This window comes from Streptomyces sp. NPDC085932, assembly GCF_044540525.1.
GTDB classification, from domain to species: Bacteria; Actinomycetota; Actinomycetes; order Streptomycetales; family Streptomycetaceae; genus Streptomyces; species Streptomyces levis.
The window spans coordinates 501486-520656 of the sequence record NZ_JBITSJ010000005.1 but is presented as its reverse complement, the minus strand read 5'-3'; the positions used below and the strand labels follow the sequence as shown (position 1 = coordinate 520656).

Here is a 19171-nt window from a genome sequence, read left to right as displayed (position 1 = left end):
GTCCGACCTAGGGCCGCACGCCGATCACCACGTGGGCGTACAGCTCCTCCGAGACGGCCAGGTGGGCGGTGAGGCCGCTGCGTTCGAACGCGGCGACGGCGTCCGGTGCCTGGTGCCGGCTCGTCTCCACCAGCACGCAGCCGCCCGGGGCGAGCCAGCCGGGCGCCCCGGCCGCGACCCTGCGCAGGACGTCCAGCCCGTCCGTGCCGCCGTCGAGGGCGACCAGCGGCTCGTGGTCCCGGGCCTCCTGCGGCAGCAGGCCGATCTCGTCGCTCGGGACGTACGGCACGTTGGCCGCGAGGATGTCGACGCGGCCGCGCAGCCCGCCGGGCAGTGCCTCGAACAGGTCGCCTCGGTGGACGTGCCCGCCGGCGGCGGCGACGTTCGCGCGGGCACAGCGCACGGCGGCCGGGTCGATGTCGGCGGCGTGCAGTTCCACGCGGCCGAGCCCGGCGGCCAGCGCCGCACCGACCGCGCCCGAGCCGCAGCACAGGTCCACGACGACGCGCGCACCGGGCGCCCGGCCGAGGGCCTGCTCCACGAGGAACTCGGTGCGGCGGCGCGGCACGAACACGCCCGGCACGACGTCGATGCGCAGACCCCGGAACTCGGCCCAGCCGACGACGAGTTCGAGGGGCAGCCCGGCGGCGCGGCGAGCGGCCATGGCGGCGGCCTCGGCCGGGGTGCGGGAGCCGGCGAGGATCAGATCGGCCTCGTCCTCGGCGAAGACGCAGCCCGCCGCGCGCAGGACGGCGACGAGGGCGTCACGGGACGACGGCGGGGAGGGCGGTACAGCGGACACAGACGGCATGGAAGCCCAGAGCCTTTCGAGAACCGAAGGGCGCTCCGGCGGTCGCCCAGGGCCAGCGATCCGCGCCACGTCGTGGGGAGAGCACCCGAGCTGACACAGCGGTAATGGGTCTCACCTCCCCGGTTCCTCGACGGCCGGGTCCGTCCCGAGCCGGACGGCAACCCTACCCGACGGGCCGGTCGCCCGGTACGGGTCACGGGCGGGAACCGGGCCGGGGCAAGTGGTTGGGGCATGCAACCGTCGTGCGACCATGGGAGGCGCAGGCGGCCGAGCGCCCCGAGGGAGGTCCCGTGCAGACAGCCGACGCCGTGGAGACCATCCAGCGGGAGCTGACGGTCTTCGCCCGACGGGCGCGTGCCGCGGCCGGGCGGATGCACCCCGAGCTGTCCCTGGTGTCGTACACGCTGCTGGGGCATCTGGAGGAGAGCGGCGGGTGCCGGGCCACCGACCTGGCCGCCCACTACGCCCTGGACAAGTCCACCGTCAGCCGCCAGGTGTCCGCGCTGGAACGCGCCGGGCTCGTGGCGCGCCGCCCGGATCCGCACGACCACCGCGTCCAGTTGCTGGAGCCGACCCGGGCCGGCCGGCGCATCCTGGCCCGGGTCACCGAGAGCCGCCGGGCGGTCTTCCGGGAACGGCTGGCGCACTGGCCCGAGGAGGATCTGTCGCGGTTCGCCGACTACCTCGTGCGGTACAACACGGAATCGGGCCCCGGGCTCCGGGGCTGAGGCGCACCACACGTACGCGATCCGCCTCGCCGGGCCACGTACGGTTGAATAGGCAATCACTGATCACGCCGGACCGGACGGAGCACCGCCGGCCGGCCCGGAGGCACCACCCGATGCACATCACCCGAGGCTTCACCGGGCGCCCGCGCGGCGCCGACCCGGGGCTCCCGCCCGGGCAGTACGACGCCCGCGACGACTGGCCCGTCCTGTCCGCCGAGGTCACCCCGGACCTCGCGCCCGCCGACTGGACCTTCCGCGTCGACGGACTGGTCGACGAGCCCCGCACCTGGGACTGGGAAGAGGCGCACCGGCTGCCGCCGTCCGCGTACGAAGGCGCCATCCACTGTGTGACGAGCTGGTCGAAGTTCGGGGTGCGGTTCTCGGGCGTGTCCCTGGACGCCTTCCTGGATGTGGTCCGCCCCCATGGGTCGGCGACCCATGCCGTGGCCTACGCGCACACCGGCTACACCACGAGCCTCCCGCTCGCCGACCTGACCGGCGGGCGCGCCTGGATCGCCTGGGAGTACGACGGGCAGCCGCTCGCGCCGGAGCACGGCGGTCCCGCGCGGCTGCTGGTGCCGCACCTGTACTTCTGGAAGAGCGCCAAGTGGATCGCGGGCCTGCGGATCCTCGACCACGACGAGCCGGGCTTCTGGGAGCAGAACGGCTACCACCAGCGGGGCAACCCGTGGGAGGAGCAGAGGTACGCCGGTGACTGAGACCTTCGTGCCGCCCACGCGGTTCGCCGTGCCCGGGCGCATCGCCGTGCCCGAGCATGCCGCCTCCGTGTGGCAGACCGCCACGCTCACCGAGATCCGCCGCGAGACGCCCCGCACGGCGACGTTCCGGTTCGCCGTGCCCGGCTGGCCGGGGCATCTGCCCGGGCAGCACCTGATGGTGCGGCTGACCGCCGCGGACGGCTATGCGGCCCAGCGGCACTACTCGATCGCGTCGGCGCCGGACGACTCCGGGCACGTCGAGCTGACCCTGGACCACGTCGCCGGCGGCGAGGTCTCCGGCTGGTTCCACACCGTCGCCCGGGTCGGTGACCGCGTCGCGGTGCGGGGCCCGGTGAGCGGCTTCTTCGCCTGGCCGGGCGACCGGCCCGCGCTGCTGCTCGGCGCCGGCTCCGGCGTGGTGCCGCTGATGTCGATGGTGCGGCACCACCGGGCACGGAAGCTGAGCGTGCCGCTGCGCATGCTGGTGTCCGCGCGCAGCCCCGAGGAGCTCGTCTACGCCCGGGAGCTGGGCGCCGAGACGACGCCCGTGTTCACCCGGAGCGCGCCGAAGGGTGTGCCGGTGGGACGTATGTCGGCCGCACATGTGGTCCCGCTCCTGGCCGCCTCGCCCCCTGGTGGGTGGGAGGCCTATGTGTGCGGCTCCAACTCCTTCGCCGAGCACGCCTCGCGCCTGCTGGTGACGGCGGGTCAGCCGGTGGACCGCATCCGGATCGAGCGTTTCGGCTGACGGCAACGGCGTCGGCCTCGCCTCGCGGAGAGGGCAGGGGTCCGCTCTCCCCGGTGCCGACCCGGTCCTCCCGGGACAGCCCCGACTCCCCCGCGGGGCCCGGTGTTTCGCCCCCGGAGGGCCGGGCACCCAGCCCGAGGGCCGGGGCACGCGACGCGGCGTGTCACCGTTCCTCCTCCGCGCCCGCACCGGCGCCCACGGAGCGGACGACCGGCCCTGCTCCCCGGTGACGGCGAGGAGGTCGGGATGCGAACCCGGGTGCGCGGCTGGCGCTGGCGGCGCAGTCCGCTGCGGCGCCGCTCCGATGTCGTCGAGGCCTGGACGGTTCTGGTGGCCGCCGTCCTGATCCTCGTGGGCGCGCCCCTGGTGGGAGCGGCGGCCGCCTCGTGGGCCCACGGCGAGGCACGCACCGTCTCCCTGCAGCAGCGCGCGGAGCGGCACGCGGTGCGGGCGGAGGTGATCGGCGAGCGGAGCCGCTCCCTGCCGACGATGCAGGGAGGCGGGCGGCACGCCCACCGCACGACCGTGCGCTGGTCGGAGCCGGGCGAGGGGACCCGCACGGCGACGGCCCGGGTTCCCGCGGGCGCCCGGCGGGGCGACGTCGTGGAGGTCTGGTTCGACGCACACGGGCGGAGTGTGGCACCTCCCGTGGACGGCAGTGCCGTCCGGCAGCACAGCCTGACCATGGGCACGTGCGCCGCGGGCGGTGTGGTGCTGCTCGTCCTGCTCGGGCTCGGCGCGGTGCGCCGGGTCGCGCTGCGCCGTCGGCTGGCCGAGTGGGAGCGCGCCTGGGCCCTGACGGAACCGCAGTGGACGCACCGCCGCATGACGTGACGCGGCGTCATGCGACGGCCCGACCGCTCGGTGACCCGACCACCTGCCGGCGCCCTCGCGTCCCTCCTGACCGCACGCTCCCTCCCTCATGCCCCTGAGCAGCAGGTGCCCGCACCGCCGGCCTTCTCCCCGCCCGGCGCGTCCGGCCGACGCCTGGTCAGTCCTCCGACCACCGCCGTAAGGTGATCCGCGCTGTCCCCGCACCGGTCCCTCCTCGAAGGCGGTCCTGCATGGCCCTGTTCGACCTTCCACTCGACGAACTCCGCGCGTATCGCAGCGCTTCCACGGAGCCGGAGGACTTCGACGCGTTCTGGTCCAAGACGCTCCAGGAGGCGCGCGAGCACGATCTGGACGCCCGCTTCGAACCGGTCGACACGGGCCTGTCCACCGTGCGGGCCCTCGACGTGACGTTCGCCGGTTTCGGCGGGCATCCGGTCAAGGGCTGGCTGACCCTGCCGGCCGGTGCCGACGGCCCGTTGCCCCTGGTCGTCGAGTTCATCGGCTACGGCGGCGGACGCGGACTGCCGCACGAGCATCTGCTGTGGGCGTCCACGGGCCGGGCGCACTTCGTGATGGACACCCGCGGCCAGGGCAGCGCCTGGGGCGGGGGCGGCGGCACGGCCGACCCCGTGGGCGGCGCTCCCGCCTACCCCGGTTTCCTGACCCGCGGCATCGACGCGCCGGAGAACTACTACTACCGCCGCGTCTACACGGACGCCGTGCGTGCCGTCGAGGCGGCCCGTTCGCATCCGCTGACGGACGCCGCGCGCACCGTCGCGGTGGGCGCGAGCCAGGGCGGCGGCATCACGATCGCCGTCGGCGGCCTGGTGCCCGACCTCGCGGGCATCGCGCCGGACGTGCCGTTCCTGTGCGACTTCCCGCGCGCGGCGACCCTCACGGACCGGCACCCGTACCGGGAGATCGGCCTCTACCTCAAGACGCACCGCGGCCGGAGCGAGGAGGCCCTGCGCACGCTCTCCTACTTCGACGCCGTCCACTTCGCCGCCCGCGGCCGGTCCCCCGCCCTCTTCTCGGCCGCCCTGGAGGACCAGACCTGCCCGCCGTCGACCGTCTTCGCGGCGTTCAACGCCTGGGGCCACGAGGACAAGGGGATCGAGGTGTACGACTTCAACGACCACGAGGGCGGCGGTCCCTTCCAGGAGGCGGCCAAGCTGCGCTGGATGCGCACGCACATCTGATCCGGCCGTTCCCCTCCGGCGGCCTTCCGTTCTGGTCCGACCAGTCGGTACGTTCTTCCCGCCCGGGCCGCGCGACGTCGTGGCCCGGGCCTGGACACGACCGGCGAAGGGGTGGGGCCCATGTCCGAGCACGAGGCATCCGAGCGGGCGGCACACGGTGCGGCACCACGCGGGGACACGGCACCTGGCGCTGGGGGACGCGCCGAACGGGCGCGGGTGCACGGTCGGTGCGACCCGCGTTTCTCGGCGGTGCGCGAGGCTTTCGAGGAGAACTTCCGGGAGCGCGACGAACTGGGCGCCGCGGTGGCCGTGACCGTCGGCGGCCGGGTCGTGGTCGACCTGTGGGGCGGCTGGGCCGACGGGGCGCGCGGCCGGCCCTGGGAGCGGGACACGCTGGTCAACGTGTGGTCCACGACCAAGGGCCCGGTGGCGCTCTGCGCGCATCTCCTCGCCGACCGGGGGCTGCTGGACCTGGACGCGCCGGTGGCCGTGTACTGGCCCGAGTTCGCCGCAGCGGGCAAGGAGAAGGTCCTGGTACGGCACTTGCTGTCCCACCGGGCCGGACTGGCCGGCCTCCGGGAGCCGCACTCGCTGGAGCAGCTGTGCGACTGGGAGCTGACGACCCAGCGGCTCGCGGCGACGGAGCCCTGGTGGGAGCCGGGCACGCGGTCCGGCTATCACGCGCTGACCTACGGCCATCTGGTCGGTGAGGTCGTGCGACGGGTGTCGGGCCTGCGCCCGGGAGCGTTCCTGGAGCGGGAGGTGACCCGGCCGCTCGGCATCGACTTCCGCATCGGCCTGCCGGAGCGGGAGGCGGGCCGGGTGGCGGAGCTGGTCCAGCCGCCGGCCGCGGAGTCCGGCGGACAGACCGCGGTCTTCGCGCAGCTGGCGCCGGCGGCGATCGCCGCGCTGACCAATCCGCCCGTGGGGGCGGCCGCGGCCAACACTCCGGGCTGGCGGGCCGCGGAGATCCCGGCGGCGAACGGGCACGGCACCGCACGGGCGGTGGCCGAGCTGTACGGCGTCTTCGCCGGGCGCGGTGCGTACGGCGGTCGGCGGCTGCTGTCCCCGAAGGCTGCCGAGCGGGTGCGCGAGGGGCAGGGCGGCTGCCGGGACCTGGTGCTCGGCGCCGGGTTCCCGGGCGAGACGGAGGTGGGGCTCGGACTCTGGCTGAGCGGCACCAACGGCTCCTACGGGCCGAACCCGCGCGCTTTCGGACACGACGGCTTCGGCGGCTCCTGCGGACTCGCCGACCCGGAGGCGGAGGTGTCCCTCGGATACGTGATGAACCGGATGGGTCCTCACATCGCCGACGACCCGCGCAAGATGGCGTTGGTCGAGGCCGTGTACAGCGCCCTGTAGGGCGTATCGCGTCCTCCTGTTCCGGGACGGCGGACCGGGAGGACGCACGCCCGCTCCCCTCGGGCGGCCCGGGCCCGGTGCCCGTGCCCCGCCGTCAGGCCGTACGGGGCGCTACGGCGGCGGCGCGATGGGGTCGCCGTTCCCGCCGCCGCGGCGGCAGTCGGTTTCGGCCGAACCGCCCGGCCGCTCTTCCCTACTGGTTTAGACCAATGCTAGATCTGGTGGCGCACCGAGCCCGTACGGCTACCGCACGTCACCAACAGGAGGCGCGGCATGGCCCGCACCACCCCGCCCGACCACCCGGCGACCGAAGGAGAACCCCTGTACCGGCGGATCGCGACGGAGCTGCTCGGCGAACTGCGCGACGGCACGATCCCGCCCGGCGAACGACTGCCCGGCGAACGGCGGCTGGCCGGGCACTTCGGCGTCAGCCGGGAGACCGTACGGCAGGCGCTGGAACTGCTGCGCCACGAGGGTCTCGTCGCCACCGACCGGCGCGGCAGCCACGCCACCCTGCCCGGCGCGCCGACCCGCGACCCGGCGGCGCTCACCTTCCCGGTCGGCGCCCGGTCCACCACGCCGGGCACCGTCGCCCGCGCCACCGTCACCTGGGAGCCGCCCCCGCCGGAGCACGCCGAGGCCCTGGGGCTGGCCCCCGGCCGCCCGACCCTCGTCCACCACTACCGGTACGCGAGCGCCGACGGGCGCGGTCTGCGGACCGCCGTCACCTCGTTCTCCGCCGTGGCCCTCGCGGAGGTGGAGGAACTGGCCCGCTACCGCGACCGCGCCGACGGCACGGCCGCCGCCCAGCTGCGCCGTGCCTACGACTGGATGCGCCGGGCCGGTCTGACCCTGCACCACCGCGACGCCATCACCCCGCTGGCGAGCACGCCGTCGGTGCGGGTCACCCGGCGGGTGCACGACCAGTACGCGCGCCCGCTGGAGATCACCGACCTCGTGGTGGACGCCCAGCAGGACGCCCTGGTCTACGAGTTCACGCTGCCGGGCCGGGCGGAGCAGCCCGCAGCCGCCGGGGCGTCACGCCGTACGCGGCCCTGAAGCGGAGGGTGAAGTGGCCGGGATCGGTGAAGCCCCAGGCGCGGGCCACCGACGCCACGGTCCGGGAGCGCCCCGCCGGGGAGAGCAGCGTGGAGCGGGCGCCATCCAGCCGCTGCTCGATGATCCACTGCTCCGGACTCAGCCCCGCCCGCGTGCGCAGGCGGTACAGCGCACGCACGGAGATGCTGTGGGCGTGGGCGATCCGGGCGGGCGTGAGGTCCGGCTCCGTCAGATGGGCCCGGGCATGGGCCGGCACGCGCGGAAGCAGGGACTCGGCCAGCGCCGGCCGGGCGTGTCGATCGGGCAGGTCGCGGACCATCTGGCGGGCCTGATCGGCGGGCTGAAGCGCAAGCCGGCGATCATCGGTCACTCGTTCGGCGGACTGCTCGCCCAGATTCTCGCCGGGCGGGGCGTGTCCGCGGCGTCGGTGGCCATCGGTCCCGCGCCCTTCCGGGGCGGGCTGCCGCTGCCGGTGTCGTCGCTGCGCGCGGCGGCCCCGGTGCTCACCGACCCGGCCGACCGCAACCGGGCCGTGCCGCTCACCCACGACCAGTTCCGGCACTCCTTCGTCAACGCCGTGAGCGAGGAGGAGGCGCGGGAGCTCTACGGCACCGTCGCCGTGCCCGCCCCGGGCGCGCCGCTGTTCCAGGCGGCGACGGCGAACATCGACCCGTGGACCGAGGCGAAGGCCGACACCGGCAACCCCGGGCGCGGCCCGCTGCTGATCATCTCCGGCGAGAAGGACCACACCGTGCCGTGGGCGCTGTCGAACGCCTCCTGCACGCGTCGGCGGCGCAATCCCGGGATCACGGAGATCATCGAGATCGAGGACAGGGGCCACTCCCTGACCATCGACCACGGCCGGCAGGAGGTCGCGGACACCGCGCTGACGTTCGTCCGGCGCTTCGTCCGATCTCACGCCGCTTCCCCGGAGAGAGGAATCCCCATGAGCAGGTTCACCACGTCCGACGGAACCGAGATCTACTACAAGGACTGGGGTGAGGGCAGGCCCGTGGTGTTCAGCCACGGCTGGCCGCTCAACGCGGACGCCTGGGACCGGCAGGCGCGTCTGGTCGCCGAGCACGGTTTCCGCGCGATCGCCCACGACCGCCGCGGCCACGGCCGCTCCGGCCAGCCGTGGCAGGGCAACCACATGGACCGGTACGCCGACGACTTGGCCGAGCTGATCGAGTCGCTGAACCTCGACGACGCGGTGCTGGTGGGTCACTCGACCGGCGGCGGCGAGGTGGCCCGCTACATCGGGCGGCACGGCACCGCCCGGGTCGCCAAGGCCGTGCTGCTGGGCGCGGTGCCGCCGCTGATGCTGCGCACCGACGACAACCCCGAGGGCACGCCCAAGGAGGCCTTCGACGGGATCCGTGCTGCCGTGGAGGCGGACCGCTCGCAGTTCTACTGGGAGCTGAGCGAGAGCTTCTACGGCTTCAACCGGCCCGGCGCCGCGGTGTCGGAGGGCGTGCGGCGGGCGTTCTGGATGTGGAGCATGCAGGTCGGCCTGAAGGGCGCCTACGACTGCGTCGCGCAGTTCTCGGAGACCGACTTCACCGAGGATCTCGCCCGGATCGACGTACCGACGCTGGTGGCGCACGGGGACGACGACCAGATCGTGCCGATCGCCGCCTCGGCGAAGCGGACCGCGCAGCTCGTGAAGGACGCGACGCTGAAGGTCTACGAGGGCGCCCCGCACGGCCTGGTGGGCGACTTCGAGAAGGCGTTCAACGAGGACCTGCTCGCCTTCGTCCGCGGCTGACCGGCCCGTCCGGCGCCGCCGGCCCGTCCGGGGTTCGGGCCACGACGAGACGCACGCGCGGGCTGCCGTCGTGTCGCCGCCCGAACTCCGGCAGGGCGTACAGCTGCACCCGGAAGCCGGCCCGGTCGAGTTCGCGCCGTACGTCGCCGAGCCGGAACGCGCGGTAGTACATGACGAACGGCGGCCGCCACAGCGCGTTGCGCACCCGCATCACCGTGTCGAAGCCGAGCAGTGCCCAGTAGCCGCGCGTGCCCGGCCGGGGCGGGGCGACCAGCGGGAACGCGAACCGGCCGCCCGGCCGGAGCACGGAGCGGACCTGCGCGAACAGCCCGGGCAGTTCGCGGGGCAGGAAGTGGCCGAAGGCCCCGAAGCTCACCACCAGGTCGAAGGCGGGCGCGAACGGCAGGGCGCGGGCGTCGGCCCGGACCCAGGAGACCGGCGGCCCGTCGGGCCGGACCCGCTCCCGCGCGACATCGAGCATGCCCGCGCTGAAGTCGGTCCCGGTGACGTGCTCCCGGCACAGGCGCGACAGCACGCCGGTGCCCGCCCCGGTGCCGCAGCACAGGTCGAGCCCCGTGCCGAAGGGTCCCATCGGCCGCAGCGCCGACTCGACGGCCGCCAGCACCGGGTCCGGGGTCCGGAAGGGGGTGTGGTCGAACTTCGGCGCGAGGAGGTCGTAGCCGCGTTCGACGGACGACAGGGCCTGGACGGCGAGCTCGCGCACATTGGGACCTTCGGGGCTGAACATCGGCTCAGCCTACGGGCTGCCCCGCGTCGTGCTGCGGCACTGCGCGGACAGACCTGGGCGGTCACGGAAGGAGAGGGAGATGACCGCACGCACGGGCCGGGTGAGCTGCGACCTCACCATCTCGGCGGACGGGTACGCGGCCGGGCCGCACCAGAGCGAGGAACGCCCCTTCGGCGACGACGGCGGGGACGGCACGGGCAGCAGGCTGCACGCCTGGATGTTCGACACGCCCGAGGAGAACCGGACCGAGATCGACCGGCTGAACAGCGCCGCGGCGTTCCTCATGGGCCGCAACATGTTCGGCCCGGTGCGCGGCGCCTGGGACCGGCCCTGGAACGGCTGGTGGGGGCAGAACCCGCCGTTCCACGCGCCGGTCTTCGTGCTCACGCACCACGCGCGCGCACCGCAGCCGATGGACGGCGGCACCACGTTCCACTTCGTCACCGACGGCATCGCGGCGGCGCTGGCCCGGGCCCGCGAGGCGGCCGGAGACGGCGAGGTCTGTGTGCTCGGCGGGGCGACCACGGTCAACCAGTACCTCGCCGCCGGCCTGGTCGACGAGCTGCGGCTGCATCTCGTGCCGTACACCCTCGGCGCCGGCACGCGGCTGTTCGACGGCGTCCCGCCGCTGGACCTCGAACAGGTGCGCTCCCGCGCCGCGGCCCAGGTCACGCACGTGACCTATCGCGTGCTGTCCTGAGCCGAAGGGCGCTGCCGTTCGGCCCGGGGAGCACGCCGGTCCAGCACCTCGCGCACGCGCGCGCACCAGCGCAGGTTCTGCTCCTCCAGGGCGATGCCCGCCAGCAGGGTGAGGTACGGGCCGACGCGGTCGGCCTCGCGCAGGTACTCCTCCTCGCCGCGGCCGGCCAGGAGGCGGTCGCGGACGCGCAGATAGCGGGCCAGTTTGCCCTGCGCCCAGGCCGCGCGCTCCTCGACCAGCGCCCGGGTCGCCCCGGGATCGGCGCCGTCCATCGCCTGGATCTTGATGAGCAGTTCGTCGCGGATGGCGGTGGGCCGCCGGGGCGGTGTCGCGGCGAACGTGTCCAGGTCCCGGCGGCCCGCCTCGGTCAGCGTGAACATGCGCTTGTCGGGCCGCCGCTCCTGTCGTACGACGCGCGCCTCGATCAGGCCCTCCCCCGCGAGGCGCTCCAGCTCCCGGTAGAGCTGCTGCGGGGTCGCCGCCCAGAAGTTGGCGAGCGACACGTCGAACAGTTTCGACAGCTCGTAGCCCGACGCCTCGCCCTCCAGGAGAGCGGCCAGGACGGCGTACTTGAGAGACATGTGGACACCGTATCAACGGTTGACTAATCTACTCCGCACCTACTCAACTAATTGACTAAGGCGGTCCTGATGCGTGCATTCCGTGAGGCGGTCGAGGCGCTCGACCTGGACGCCGCCGAGGCGCTGCTGGCTCCGGACGTCGTCTTCACCAGCCCGGTGGTGTTCAAGCCGTACACCGGCAAGGCGATCACGGGAGCCATCCTGCGCGCCGTCTCCGGTGTCTTCGAGGACTTCCGCTACGTGCGCGAGATCAACGACGCGGGCGGGCGGGACCACGCGCTGGTCTTCACCGCGCGGGTGGGCGACCGGGAGATCAACGGCTGCGACTTCATCCACGTCGACGACGACGGGCTCATCGACGAGTTCACGGTCATGGTGCGTCCCCTGTCGGCCGCGCAGGCGCTGGCGGCGGCCATGGGCGCGCAGTTCGAGCGGATCGCGGAGGAGGCCAGGGTCCGGGCGGTGTGACGGCGGGCCCACGAGGCCTGTCTCCCGCGCCCGGGGACGGGCGCGGGACACCACGCGGTGGTCGCTCCCGGCATGCGGCGGCGCGCGCCGTGGCCGTTTACGCGCGTCCGGCCGGGCGCGTGGGGCACCACGCGGGGGCGTTCCCCGCGCGCATGGCGGAGCCGCGGGGCACCACGCGGGGGCGTTCCCCGCGCGTACGGCGGCGGCACGCGGGACACCACGCGGGTCGTTTCCGCGTTCCCCTGCCGCCGGCGGCCCGTTCGCGGTTGGATGTCCCCATGACGTCCGCCGAGCACGACCGGCTGATGCGGGCCAACCAGGCCAACTGGGACGCCCGCACGCCCGTCCACCTCGCCAGCCGGTTCTACGGCCTCGACCAGGACCTCGACCCCGAGCGCTGGTTCGCCCCGTTCGAGTGGGAGGACCTCGGCGACCTGGCCGGCCGTGACGTGCTCCATCTGCAGTGCCATCTCGGCACGGAGACGATCGCCTTCGCCCGGCGAGGGGCACGGGCCGTGGGGCTCGACTTCTCCGCGGCGTCCGTGGCCGCCGCGACCGGCATCGCGGAGAGGGCCGGGGCGGACGTGACATACGTCAGGGCCAACGTCTACGACGCCGTCGAGGCCCTGGACGGACGGCGGTTCGACGTCGTGTACACCGGCAAGGGCGCCCTGTGCTACCTGCCGGACCTGGACCGTTGGGCACGGACCGTGGGCCGGCTCCTGCACCCGGGCGGCGCCCTGTACGTCGTCGAGTTCCACCCGCTGCTCAACTCCCTCGGGCCCAAACCGGCCCCGGGCGAAGGCGACGAGCTGTTGCTGCGCCACGACTACCTGGGCGGCGGCGGTCCCGTGCACCGCGACGCGACCCACACGTACACGGACGGTCCGGCCGTCGAGGGCGCCACGGACAGTTACGAGTGGATGCACGGAATGGGCGAGGTCGTCAACGCGTTGACGCATGCGGGACTCACCGTGCGCCGCCTGCGCGAAGGCGACGAACTCCCCTGGCCGCGCTGGTCGCGGATGGTCCGCACGGAGTCCGGCTGGTGGCGGCTCCCCGAGCCGCGGATCCCCCTGCTGTACGGGCTGCTGGCCACGCGCTGAGACGTATTCCGTTCTCCTCGCGCCACCCGGCGTGGTAGCGTACGCAACAGCACGTGTGCTTGCCCCCTCTTGTGGGCGCCGGTGCCAGTTCTCTCTCGCAACACCTCTTCGTTCTCCGGCACCACGACGTGTTCCGTCGTGTTCGAGGTGCCGTTCCCGCCGCACGGAGGCGTGCCTCAAGGCCCTCCCCTCGCGGCTCTCTCCCTCCCCTTCGCATGTCTCATGCCGTCCCGTCCCCGAAAGGACACACCCCCATGACAACCACACTCAAAACCCCGCCCGAACAGCGGCGGGCCACCCCCCGGACCGCCGTCGGCGTCCTCGACATCGACGCGAACGGGAAGGGGCACCTGCGCGGCGCCGACCTCCTGCCGACGCCCGCCGACGTCGCCGTCTCCCCCGCGCTGATCCGCCGCCACGGCCTGCGCAAGGGCGACCTCGTCGAAGGCGTACGCGGCGAGCGGGGCGGCCTCACCGAGGTCGAACGGGTCGACGGCGCCGGCCCCGACACGCTGCCGGGGCGGCGCCACTTCCGGGACCTGACACCGCTGCACCCGCACGAGCGGCTGCGCCTCGAACACCCGGCGGCCGGAACGGCCGGACGCGTCGTCGACCTGATCGCACCCGTCGGCAAAGGCCAGCGCGGGCTCCTCGTGGCCCCGCCCAAGACCGGCAAGACCGTCCTCCTCCAGCAGCTCGCTGCGGCCGTGGCCGGCAACCATCCCGAGTGCCGGCTGATGGTGCTGCTGCTCGACGAGCGGCCCGAGGAGGTCACCGACATGCGGCGCTCCGTGCGCGGCGAGGTGTACGCCTCCACCTTCGACCGGAGCGCCCGGCAACACATCGCGCTCGCCGAACTCGTCGTCGAGCGGGCCAAGCGGCGCGTCGAGGCCGGTGAGGACGTCGTCCTCCTCCTCGACTCGCTGACCCGGCTCTGCCGGGCGCACAACAACGCCGCCGCATCCGGTGGCCGCACCCTCACCGGCGGCGTCGACGCCTCGGCGCTGACCGGGCCCAAGCGGTTCTTCGGCGCCGCCCGCGCGGCCGAGGAGGGCGGCTCGCTCACCATCCTCGCGACCGCCCTGGTGGAGACCGGCTCCCGGGCCGACGACTACTACTTCGAAGAGCTGAAGAGCACCGGCAACATGGAACTCCGTCTGAGCCGCGAGCCGGCCTCCCGCCGGGTCTTCCCGGCCGTCGACATCACCCCCTCAGGCACCCGACGCGAGGAACTCCTGCTTCCTCCCGCCGAGTTGACGACGCTGCACGGCCTGCGCCGGGTCCTGCACCACCGCGACGGCCAGGGCGCCCTGGAGACCCTCCTGGAACGCCTGCGCGACACACCGGACAACGCGACGTTCCTGCGCCGGGTCCAGCCGACACTGCCTGCGAGCTGACACGGCGCGTGCGGCATCCGGGTGCTCGCGTGGTGTCTTCGGCCCCGTCGTCGCCGTGCGCGGGCCGACCGTTTCTACGTTGATCGTATGATCATCGGATTCTCTTCCCGGGTGGCCGTGTCGGCCGGGGCGCTCTGTGCGGCGGGGCTCCTCGTCGTGATGCCCGCCGCCGCGGCCGAACCCGGCGGTGCGGAGCCCACCGCGCCGGCCGCGCCGCGGGCGGCGGCCCCGCACCCCTCGCTGCTGCACCGGCCCGGCCTGCACGTGCGCCCGCGCGCCGGTACGCCCCGGCTGCCCAAGGTCTCCGCACTGTCCTGGGTGGTGGCCGACGCCCGCACCGGCGAGGTGCTCGCCGCCCGCAACGCGCACCGCAGGCTTCCGCCGGCCAGCACCCTGAAGACGCTGTTCGCCCTCACGGTGCTGCCGTCCCTGCCGGCGGGCATCCGGCACACGGTCCGCGCGGAGGAGCTGCGGGGCATCGGCGCGGGCAGCAGCCTGGTCGGGGTCGCCGAGGGGCGGACGTACCGGGTCGCCGACCTGTGGCGCGGTGTCTTCCTCAACTCCGGCAACGACGCCGTGCGCGTCCTGGCGGAACTCAACGGCGGCTGGCGGGTCACCGCCGAGCGCATGCAGGTCAAGGCCCGTTCCCTCGGGGCCTTCGACACGCGCGTGGTGTCGCCGGACGGCTACGACGCCCCGGGCCAGGTGTCCTCGGCGTTCGACCTGGCCGTGTTCGGGGCTGCGGGGCTGCGCAACCCGGACTTCGCGCGGTACTGCGCCACGGTCGAGGCGAGGTTCCCCGGCGGCGGCCGCTGGTCGTACCCGATCCGCAACACCAACCGGCTGCTGAGCGGCGCCCGCGGGGTGAAGCCGTACCGGGGGCTGATCGGCATCAAGAACGGCTACACCAGCAAGGCCGGCAGCACGCTCGTCGCGGCGGCGCGGCGGGACGGCCGCACCCTCGTCGTGACGGTGATGAACCCTCAGGAGGGCGGTGGCTCTGCCGTCTACGAGGAGGCGCGGTCGCTGCTCGACTGGGGGTTCGGGTCGGCCGCGCGGGTCGAACCGGTGGGCTCGCTCGCGGTACCGCGCCCGGCCGCGCGCACGGAGGTGACGGCCGTGCCCGCGGCCGCGGCGACCGTGCCGAGGGAGCCGGGGTCCGTCTGGACGGAAGCGGGGCTGATCGCCGGAGCGGCCGGCGTGGGCGCCTCGGTCGTGGTGCTGGTGCTGCGCCTCCCGGTGCGCAGGCCGGGACGGAGCTGACCGGCCGGCAGCCACAGCAGCAGGCCGAGGGTGATCCACGTGTACAGGTTGCCGCCGAGGAACCCGTCGACGCCGGACGCGTCGTCGAACCACAGCCAGACGACGCTGGTGCACAGCACGGCGTACAGGGCGCCCGCCACGCGGACGTGTCCGGCCCGGACCAGTACGGCGAAGGACGGCAGCAGCCAGACCAGGTGGTGCACCCAGGTGACGGGGCTGACGAGGCAGGCGGCGAGGCCGGTCAGGGCGAACGCGGCCGGCCAGTCGCCCGCCGCCACGGCACGGCACGCCCGCACGGCCCACACGCCGAGGACCACCAGCACCGCTGCCGCCCACACCGCCCGGTCCGGTTCGCCGAGCCGGGCCAGGACGCCCTGCACGGACTGGTTCGAGACGTAGGCGAGCCGGCCCACCCGGTCGGTGTCCCACAGCGCGGTGGTCCAGTAGAAGCGCGAGGCGTCCGGGTCGACCAGGGCGGCCAGGGCCGTGGCGGCGAGGGCGACGGCCGTGGCGACCGCGGCGGCACGCCACCGCCGGGCCACCAGCAGCAGTCCGATGAACAGCGCCGGGGTGAGCTTGACCGCCGCGGCGAGCCCGATGCCGACGCCCGCGAGCCGGCCGCGTCCGCTCGCCAGCAGCGCCGCGTCGGCGAGGACGAGGGCCAGCAGCAGGACGTTCACCTGCCCGAAGCTGAAGGTGTCGCGCAGCGGTTCGAACAGCGCGAGCAGGCACGCGAGCAGGGCCCAGCCGAACCAGCCGAGCCGCCGCCACGACGGGCCCGCCAGCAGGCGCAGGACCAGGGCGAGGGCGGCCAGGTTGAGCAGCAGGGCGGCGACGATCGCGGTGCGCAGGTCCAGCAGGGACATGGGCAGCATGGCGACCGCTGCGAACGGCGGGTAGGTGAAGCCGTACGTCGTGCCCGGCACCCGGTAGTCGTAGATCCGGCCGCCGCGGTGCACCCAGGTGGCGATGCTGCCGTGGTAGACGCGCAGGTCGAACCAGTCGCGCAGCAGGGGCACGGTCGCCGTGAAGACGGTGACCGCCAGGGCCAGGCCGCACACCAGCAGCAGCCGGCCGCGGTCGGTGCGCGGCAGAGGCGGGGTCACGCGGCGCGTCCCAGCGCCGGGGCGAGCCGGGCCTGACGGGCCTGCCACAGCACGACGACCGCGAGCGCCCCGCCGGAGACGGCCAGCAGCAGCTGCCCGGTGTCCGCCGGTCCGCCGCTGGGCAGGACGCCCAGGGCGAGCACCCCGGTCACGGCGGCCATGCGGTGCCGCACCGAGCCGCTGGGCGCGGCGGCGGCGATGAGGAACAGGCCCCACAGGGCGTACCAGGGCCGGATCGCCGGGCCGAGCGCGGCCACGGTGGCGAGGCTCAGGCCCAGCGCGTACACCGGCCGCGGGCGCAGCCGGAGCCAGATCACCGCGATCGCGACGACGGCGGCCACGATGCCCAGGGCGTGCCATGCGGGGAGCGCCAGGGGCGCGAGATCACTGTCCAGGTGTTCCAGGAGTGTGCGGGTGGCACGGCCGAGGAGGGTGGTCACAGCCCAGTTCTGCGGCGACACGGGGGTGTTGAGGGCACCGATCCAGCCGTAGCCGGTGCCGGCGACGGCCGTGGCGGCGACGGTCGTCACGGCCGCGGCGACGGCGGTGGACGCCAGGGCCCGCACGGGTCTGCGTCCGGCGCGGATCTGCAGGACGGCGACGGCGGCCAGGCCGAGCACGGCGGGCGCCTTGACCAGCGCGGCCAGCGTCACGAGGACGGCGCCGAGCACCGGCCACCGGCCGAGCGCGGCGACCAGCCCCACGCCCAGCAGGCCCAGCATGACGGCGTCGTTGTGGGCGCCGGCGACCAGGTGCAGCAGGACGAGCGGGTTGAGGGCGCCCAGCCACAGCGCGGCCGACGCGTCGGCGCCGCTGTGCCGGGCGAGACGGGGCAGCGCGGCCGCCATCAGAGCCACGCCGGCCAGCGCGACCAGCCGCATCCCGAGGAGCCCGGCGGGCAGTTCGCCACGGGTCACACCGGCCAGCGCGGCGGCCACGGCGAGGAAGACCGGGCCGTAGGGGGCGCCCGTGTGCCGCCAGAGCGGAGCCACCTCGTCGGCGAGCGGGCCGCCGAGCCGGGACGGCCCGTGCGCGTACACGTCCATGTGCGCTTCGACCATGGCTCCCTGGGCGAGGTAGCTGTAGACGTCCCGGCTGAACAGCGGCGGCGCCAGCAGCAGCGGCGCCGCCCAGGTGGCGAGGACGATCAGCAGGGCGCGCGGGGCGGGTGGTCTGGGGCCCCGGACCAGGCGGCCCAGCAGCGCCCAGGCCGCGATCAGCAGCACGACGCCGAAGTACGCGCCGACCAGCCCGAGAGCGGCACGCGCGGAGGCCGGGTGGAGGAGGTCCCGCACGGGCAGGGCCCCGGCCGTCTCACCGCCCAGGGCGAGGCAGGCGGTACCCGCCAGACCGAGAATCTGGCAGCGGCGGAGATCGACGGGGAAAGCTATGGCCAACACTGGGGCAGCGTGGCAACGCGGAGTGGCGCGCGGGCGACGCGGTGCCCTCCGGTGGGCAGCGGATGTGTGACCGGCCGGTGATCAGGGGTGGGGCGGGCGCGGTCGGAGGTCCGCGTCCCGTCCGTCGAGTGCGGTGCCTCGCCCGGCGCGGGCGCGTCGTGGCTGGTCGCCGTTTCCCCCGCCGTTCACCGGGGTTCAGAACACCGACAGGCCCGTGAGCGTCGTGAATCTGTCCAGGGCGGCCACTCCCGCCACCGAGTTGCCCCGCTCGTCCAGGCCCGGGCTCCACACGCACAGGGTGCAGCGGCCCGGGACGACCGCGATGATGCCGCCGCCCACGCCGCTCTTGCCGGGCAGACCCACGCGGTACGCGAAGTCTCCGGCCGCGTCGTACGTGCCGCAGGTCAGCATGATCGCGTTGACCTGCTTGGCCTGGCTGCGGGTGAGCAGCCGGGTGCCGTCGGCGCGGATGCCGTGCCGGGCCAGGAAAGTCGTGGCGAGGGCGAGGTCGGCGCAGGACGCCGTGACGGAGCACTGGCGGAAGTACTGTTCGAGCAGGACCGGCACCGGGTTGTCGATGTTGCCGTACGAGGCCATGAAGTGGCCGAGCGCGGCGTTGCGGTCGCCGTGGGCGGACTCGGAGGCGGCGACCTCCTTGTCGAAGGTCAGTTCCGGGTTGCCGCTCTCGGCGCGCAGGAAGCCCAGCAGTTCGCCCGAGGCGTCGCCGGTACGGGTGTGCAGCCGGTCGGTGACGACGAGGGCGCCGGCGTTGATGAACGGGTTGCGCGGGATGCCGTTCTCGTACTCCAGCTGGACCAGGGAGTTGAACGGGTTGCCGGAGGGCTCACGGCCCACGTGTTCCCACAGGGCGTCGCCCTCCCGGGCGAGGTCCAGGGCGAGGGTGAAGACCTTGGTGATGGACTGGGCGGAGAACGGCTGCCGCCAGTCCCCGACCCCGTGGACGGTGCCGTCGAGTTCGGCGACGGCCATGCCGAAACTGCGCGGGTCGCAGGCCGCGAGCGCGGGGATGTAGTCGGCGGCCCGGCCGCGGCCCGGGGTCCGCTCGATCTCCTCGGCGATGCGCTCCAGGACCGGCTGGAAGGTGGTCGACGGCGTCACGATCGTCATTGTCCCTCCGCACCGCCCACCCGCGCACGCGTCCCTGACCCGCGCG

The 19171-nt window shown here is 74.5% G+C and carries 19 protein-coding genes and 2 pseudogenes; 14 read left to right on the top strand and 7 right to left on the bottom strand.

Annotated features, from left to right (window positions below; translation table 11 throughout):
- Positions 1 to 7 precede the first annotated feature (7 nt).
- Complete coding sequence (locus tag ACIGAQ_RS26395) at positions 8 to 811, bottom strand: putative protein N(5)-glutamine methyltransferase (RefSeq protein ID WP_399786809.1); 804 nt, start codon at positions 809 to 811, stop codon at positions 8 to 10.
- 290 nt (positions 812 to 1101) lie between these two features.
- Between ACIGAQ_RS26395 and ACIGAQ_RS26390 the strand changes: the two genes are divergently transcribed.
- The 7 genes from ACIGAQ_RS26390 to ACIGAQ_RS26360 all read left to right on the top strand — a co-directional run bounded on the left by ACIGAQ_RS26390 (position 1102) and on the right by ACIGAQ_RS26360 (position 7460).
- On the top strand, positions 1102 to 1539 hold the full coding sequence (locus ACIGAQ_RS26390; protein WP_399786806.1) for a MarR family winged helix-turn-helix transcriptional regulator: 438 nt from the start codon (positions 1102 to 1104) through the stop codon (positions 1537 to 1539).
- Positions 1540 to 1652: 113 nt separating this feature from the next.
- Positions 1653 to 2258, top strand: a complete 606-nt coding sequence (locus ACIGAQ_RS26385; RefSeq protein WP_311679118.1) for a sulfite oxidase-like oxidoreductase — start codon at positions 1653 to 1655, stop codon at positions 2256 to 2258.
- On the top strand, positions 2251 to 3006 hold the full coding sequence (locus tag ACIGAQ_RS26380) for a ferredoxin reductase (protein ID WP_399786803.1): 756 nt from the start codon (positions 2251 to 2253) through the stop codon (positions 3004 to 3006). Before ACIGAQ_RS26385 ends, ACIGAQ_RS26380 begins: the two co-directional genes overlap by 8 nt.
- A 246-nt stretch (positions 3007 to 3252) precedes the next feature.
- The gene (locus ACIGAQ_RS26375; protein ID WP_399786800.1) at positions 3253 to 3840 is read left to right on the top strand and encodes a hypothetical protein; all 588 of its coding nucleotides are present in this window, start codon (positions 3253 to 3255) and stop codon (positions 3838 to 3840) included.
- Between the two features lie 230 nt (positions 3841 to 4070).
- Positions 4071 to 5039 carry an acetylxylan esterase gene (locus ACIGAQ_RS26370; RefSeq protein ID WP_399786797.1) on the top strand — a complete coding sequence of 323 codons (969 nt, stop codon included), beginning with the start codon at positions 4071 to 4073 and terminating at the stop codon, positions 5037 to 5039.
- Positions 5040 to 5288: 249 nt separating this feature from the next.
- A complete protein-coding gene (locus ACIGAQ_RS26365; protein ID WP_399786794.1) occupies positions 5289 to 6401 on the top strand; it encodes a serine hydrolase domain-containing protein in 1113 nt (370 codons plus the stop codon).
- A gap of 273 nt (positions 6402 to 6674) precedes the next feature.
- Positions 6675 to 7460 (top strand): GntR family transcriptional regulator, encoded by a 786-nt coding sequence (locus ACIGAQ_RS26360; RefSeq protein ID WP_399786791.1) that lies wholly within the window; start codon positions 6675 to 6677, stop codon positions 7458 to 7460.
- Here ACIGAQ_RS26360 and ACIGAQ_RS26355 read toward each other — a convergent pair.
- Complete coding sequence (locus ACIGAQ_RS26355) at positions 7396 to 7716, bottom strand: helix-turn-helix domain-containing protein (protein ID WP_399786788.1); 321 nt, start codon at positions 7714 to 7716, stop codon at positions 7396 to 7398. The two genes, ACIGAQ_RS26360 and ACIGAQ_RS26355, sit on opposite strands and share 65 nt — an antisense overlap.
- Here ACIGAQ_RS26355 and ACIGAQ_RS26350 point away from each other — a divergent pair.
- Positions 7693 to 8307 (top strand): annotated as a pseudogene (locus ACIGAQ_RS26350) (alpha/beta fold hydrolase); the annotation flags it as partial. The gene ACIGAQ_RS26355 and the pseudogene ACIGAQ_RS26350 sit on opposite strands and share 24 nt — an antisense overlap.
- A gap of 99 nt (positions 8308 to 8406) precedes the next feature.
- Entirely contained in the window at positions 8407 to 9228 is an 822-nt protein-coding gene (locus tag ACIGAQ_RS26345) for an alpha/beta hydrolase (RefSeq protein ID WP_311679287.1), read from the top strand.
- On the opposite strand, the gene ACIGAQ_RS26340 is transcribed toward ACIGAQ_RS26345, so the two are convergent.
- Positions 9194 to 9976, bottom strand: coding sequence for a class I SAM-dependent methyltransferase (locus ACIGAQ_RS26340; RefSeq protein ID WP_399786785.1), 783 nt, complete (start codon positions 9974 to 9976; stop codon positions 9194 to 9196). The two genes, ACIGAQ_RS26345 and ACIGAQ_RS26340, sit on opposite strands and share 35 nt — an antisense overlap.
- Positions 9977 to 10055: 79 nt before the next feature.
- Between ACIGAQ_RS26340 and ACIGAQ_RS26335 the strand changes: the two genes are divergently transcribed.
- Entirely contained in the window at positions 10056 to 10676 is a 621-nt protein-coding gene (locus ACIGAQ_RS26335) for a dihydrofolate reductase family protein (RefSeq protein ID WP_399786782.1), read from the top strand.
- Here ACIGAQ_RS26335 and ACIGAQ_RS26330 read toward each other — a convergent pair.
- Positions 10658 to 11257 carry a PadR family transcriptional regulator gene (locus ACIGAQ_RS26330; RefSeq protein ID WP_399786780.1) on the bottom strand — a complete coding sequence of 200 codons (600 nt, stop codon included), beginning with the start codon at positions 11255 to 11257 and terminating at the stop codon, positions 10658 to 10660. The genes ACIGAQ_RS26335 and ACIGAQ_RS26330 overlap by 19 nt on opposite strands.
- 69 nt (positions 11258 to 11326) lie before the next feature.
- Between ACIGAQ_RS26330 and ACIGAQ_RS26325 the strand changes: the two genes are divergently transcribed.
- From ACIGAQ_RS26325 to ACIGAQ_RS26310, 4 genes and pseudogenes are all read left to right on the top strand, one after another.
- Complete coding sequence (locus ACIGAQ_RS26325; RefSeq protein WP_399786777.1) at positions 11327 to 11725, top strand: nuclear transport factor 2 family protein; 399 nt, start codon at positions 11327 to 11329, stop codon at positions 11723 to 11725.
- Between the two features lie 278 nt (positions 11726 to 12003).
- Positions 12004 to 12831, top strand: coding sequence for a class I SAM-dependent methyltransferase (locus tag ACIGAQ_RS26320; RefSeq protein WP_311679136.1), 828 nt, complete (start codon positions 12004 to 12006; stop codon positions 12829 to 12831).
- Positions 12832 to 13046: 215 nt separating this feature from the next.
- Positions 13047 to 14228, top strand: coding sequence for a transcription termination factor Rho (gene rho, locus ACIGAQ_RS26315; RefSeq protein WP_399786774.1), 1182 nt, complete (start codon positions 13047 to 13049; stop codon positions 14226 to 14228).
- 87 nt (positions 14229 to 14315) lie between these two features.
- Positions 14316 to 15152: pseudogene (locus ACIGAQ_RS26310) on the top strand (D-alanyl-D-alanine carboxypeptidase family protein); the annotation flags it as partial.
- Between the two features lie 83 nt (positions 15153 to 15235).
- Here ACIGAQ_RS26310 and ACIGAQ_RS26305 read toward each other — a convergent pair.
- From ACIGAQ_RS26305 to ACIGAQ_RS26295, 3 genes are all read right to left on the bottom strand, one after another.
- Entirely contained in the window at positions 15236 to 16597 is a 1362-nt protein-coding gene (locus ACIGAQ_RS26305; RefSeq protein WP_399786771.1) for a glycosyltransferase 87 family protein, read from the bottom strand.
- A complete protein-coding gene (gene mptB, locus ACIGAQ_RS26300; RefSeq protein WP_362281422.1) occupies positions 16594 to 17988 on the bottom strand; it encodes a polyprenol phosphomannose-dependent alpha 1,6 mannosyltransferase MptB in 1395 nt (464 codons plus the stop codon). Before mptB ends, ACIGAQ_RS26305 begins: the two co-directional genes overlap by 4 nt.
- A 204-nt stretch (positions 17989 to 18192) precedes the next feature.
- Positions 18193 to 19125: a glutaminase gene (locus ACIGAQ_RS26295; protein ID WP_399786768.1), complete on the bottom strand. Its 933-nt coding sequence runs from the start codon at positions 19123 to 19125 to the stop codon at positions 18193 to 18195.
- Positions 19126 to 19171: the final 46 nt, after the last annotated feature.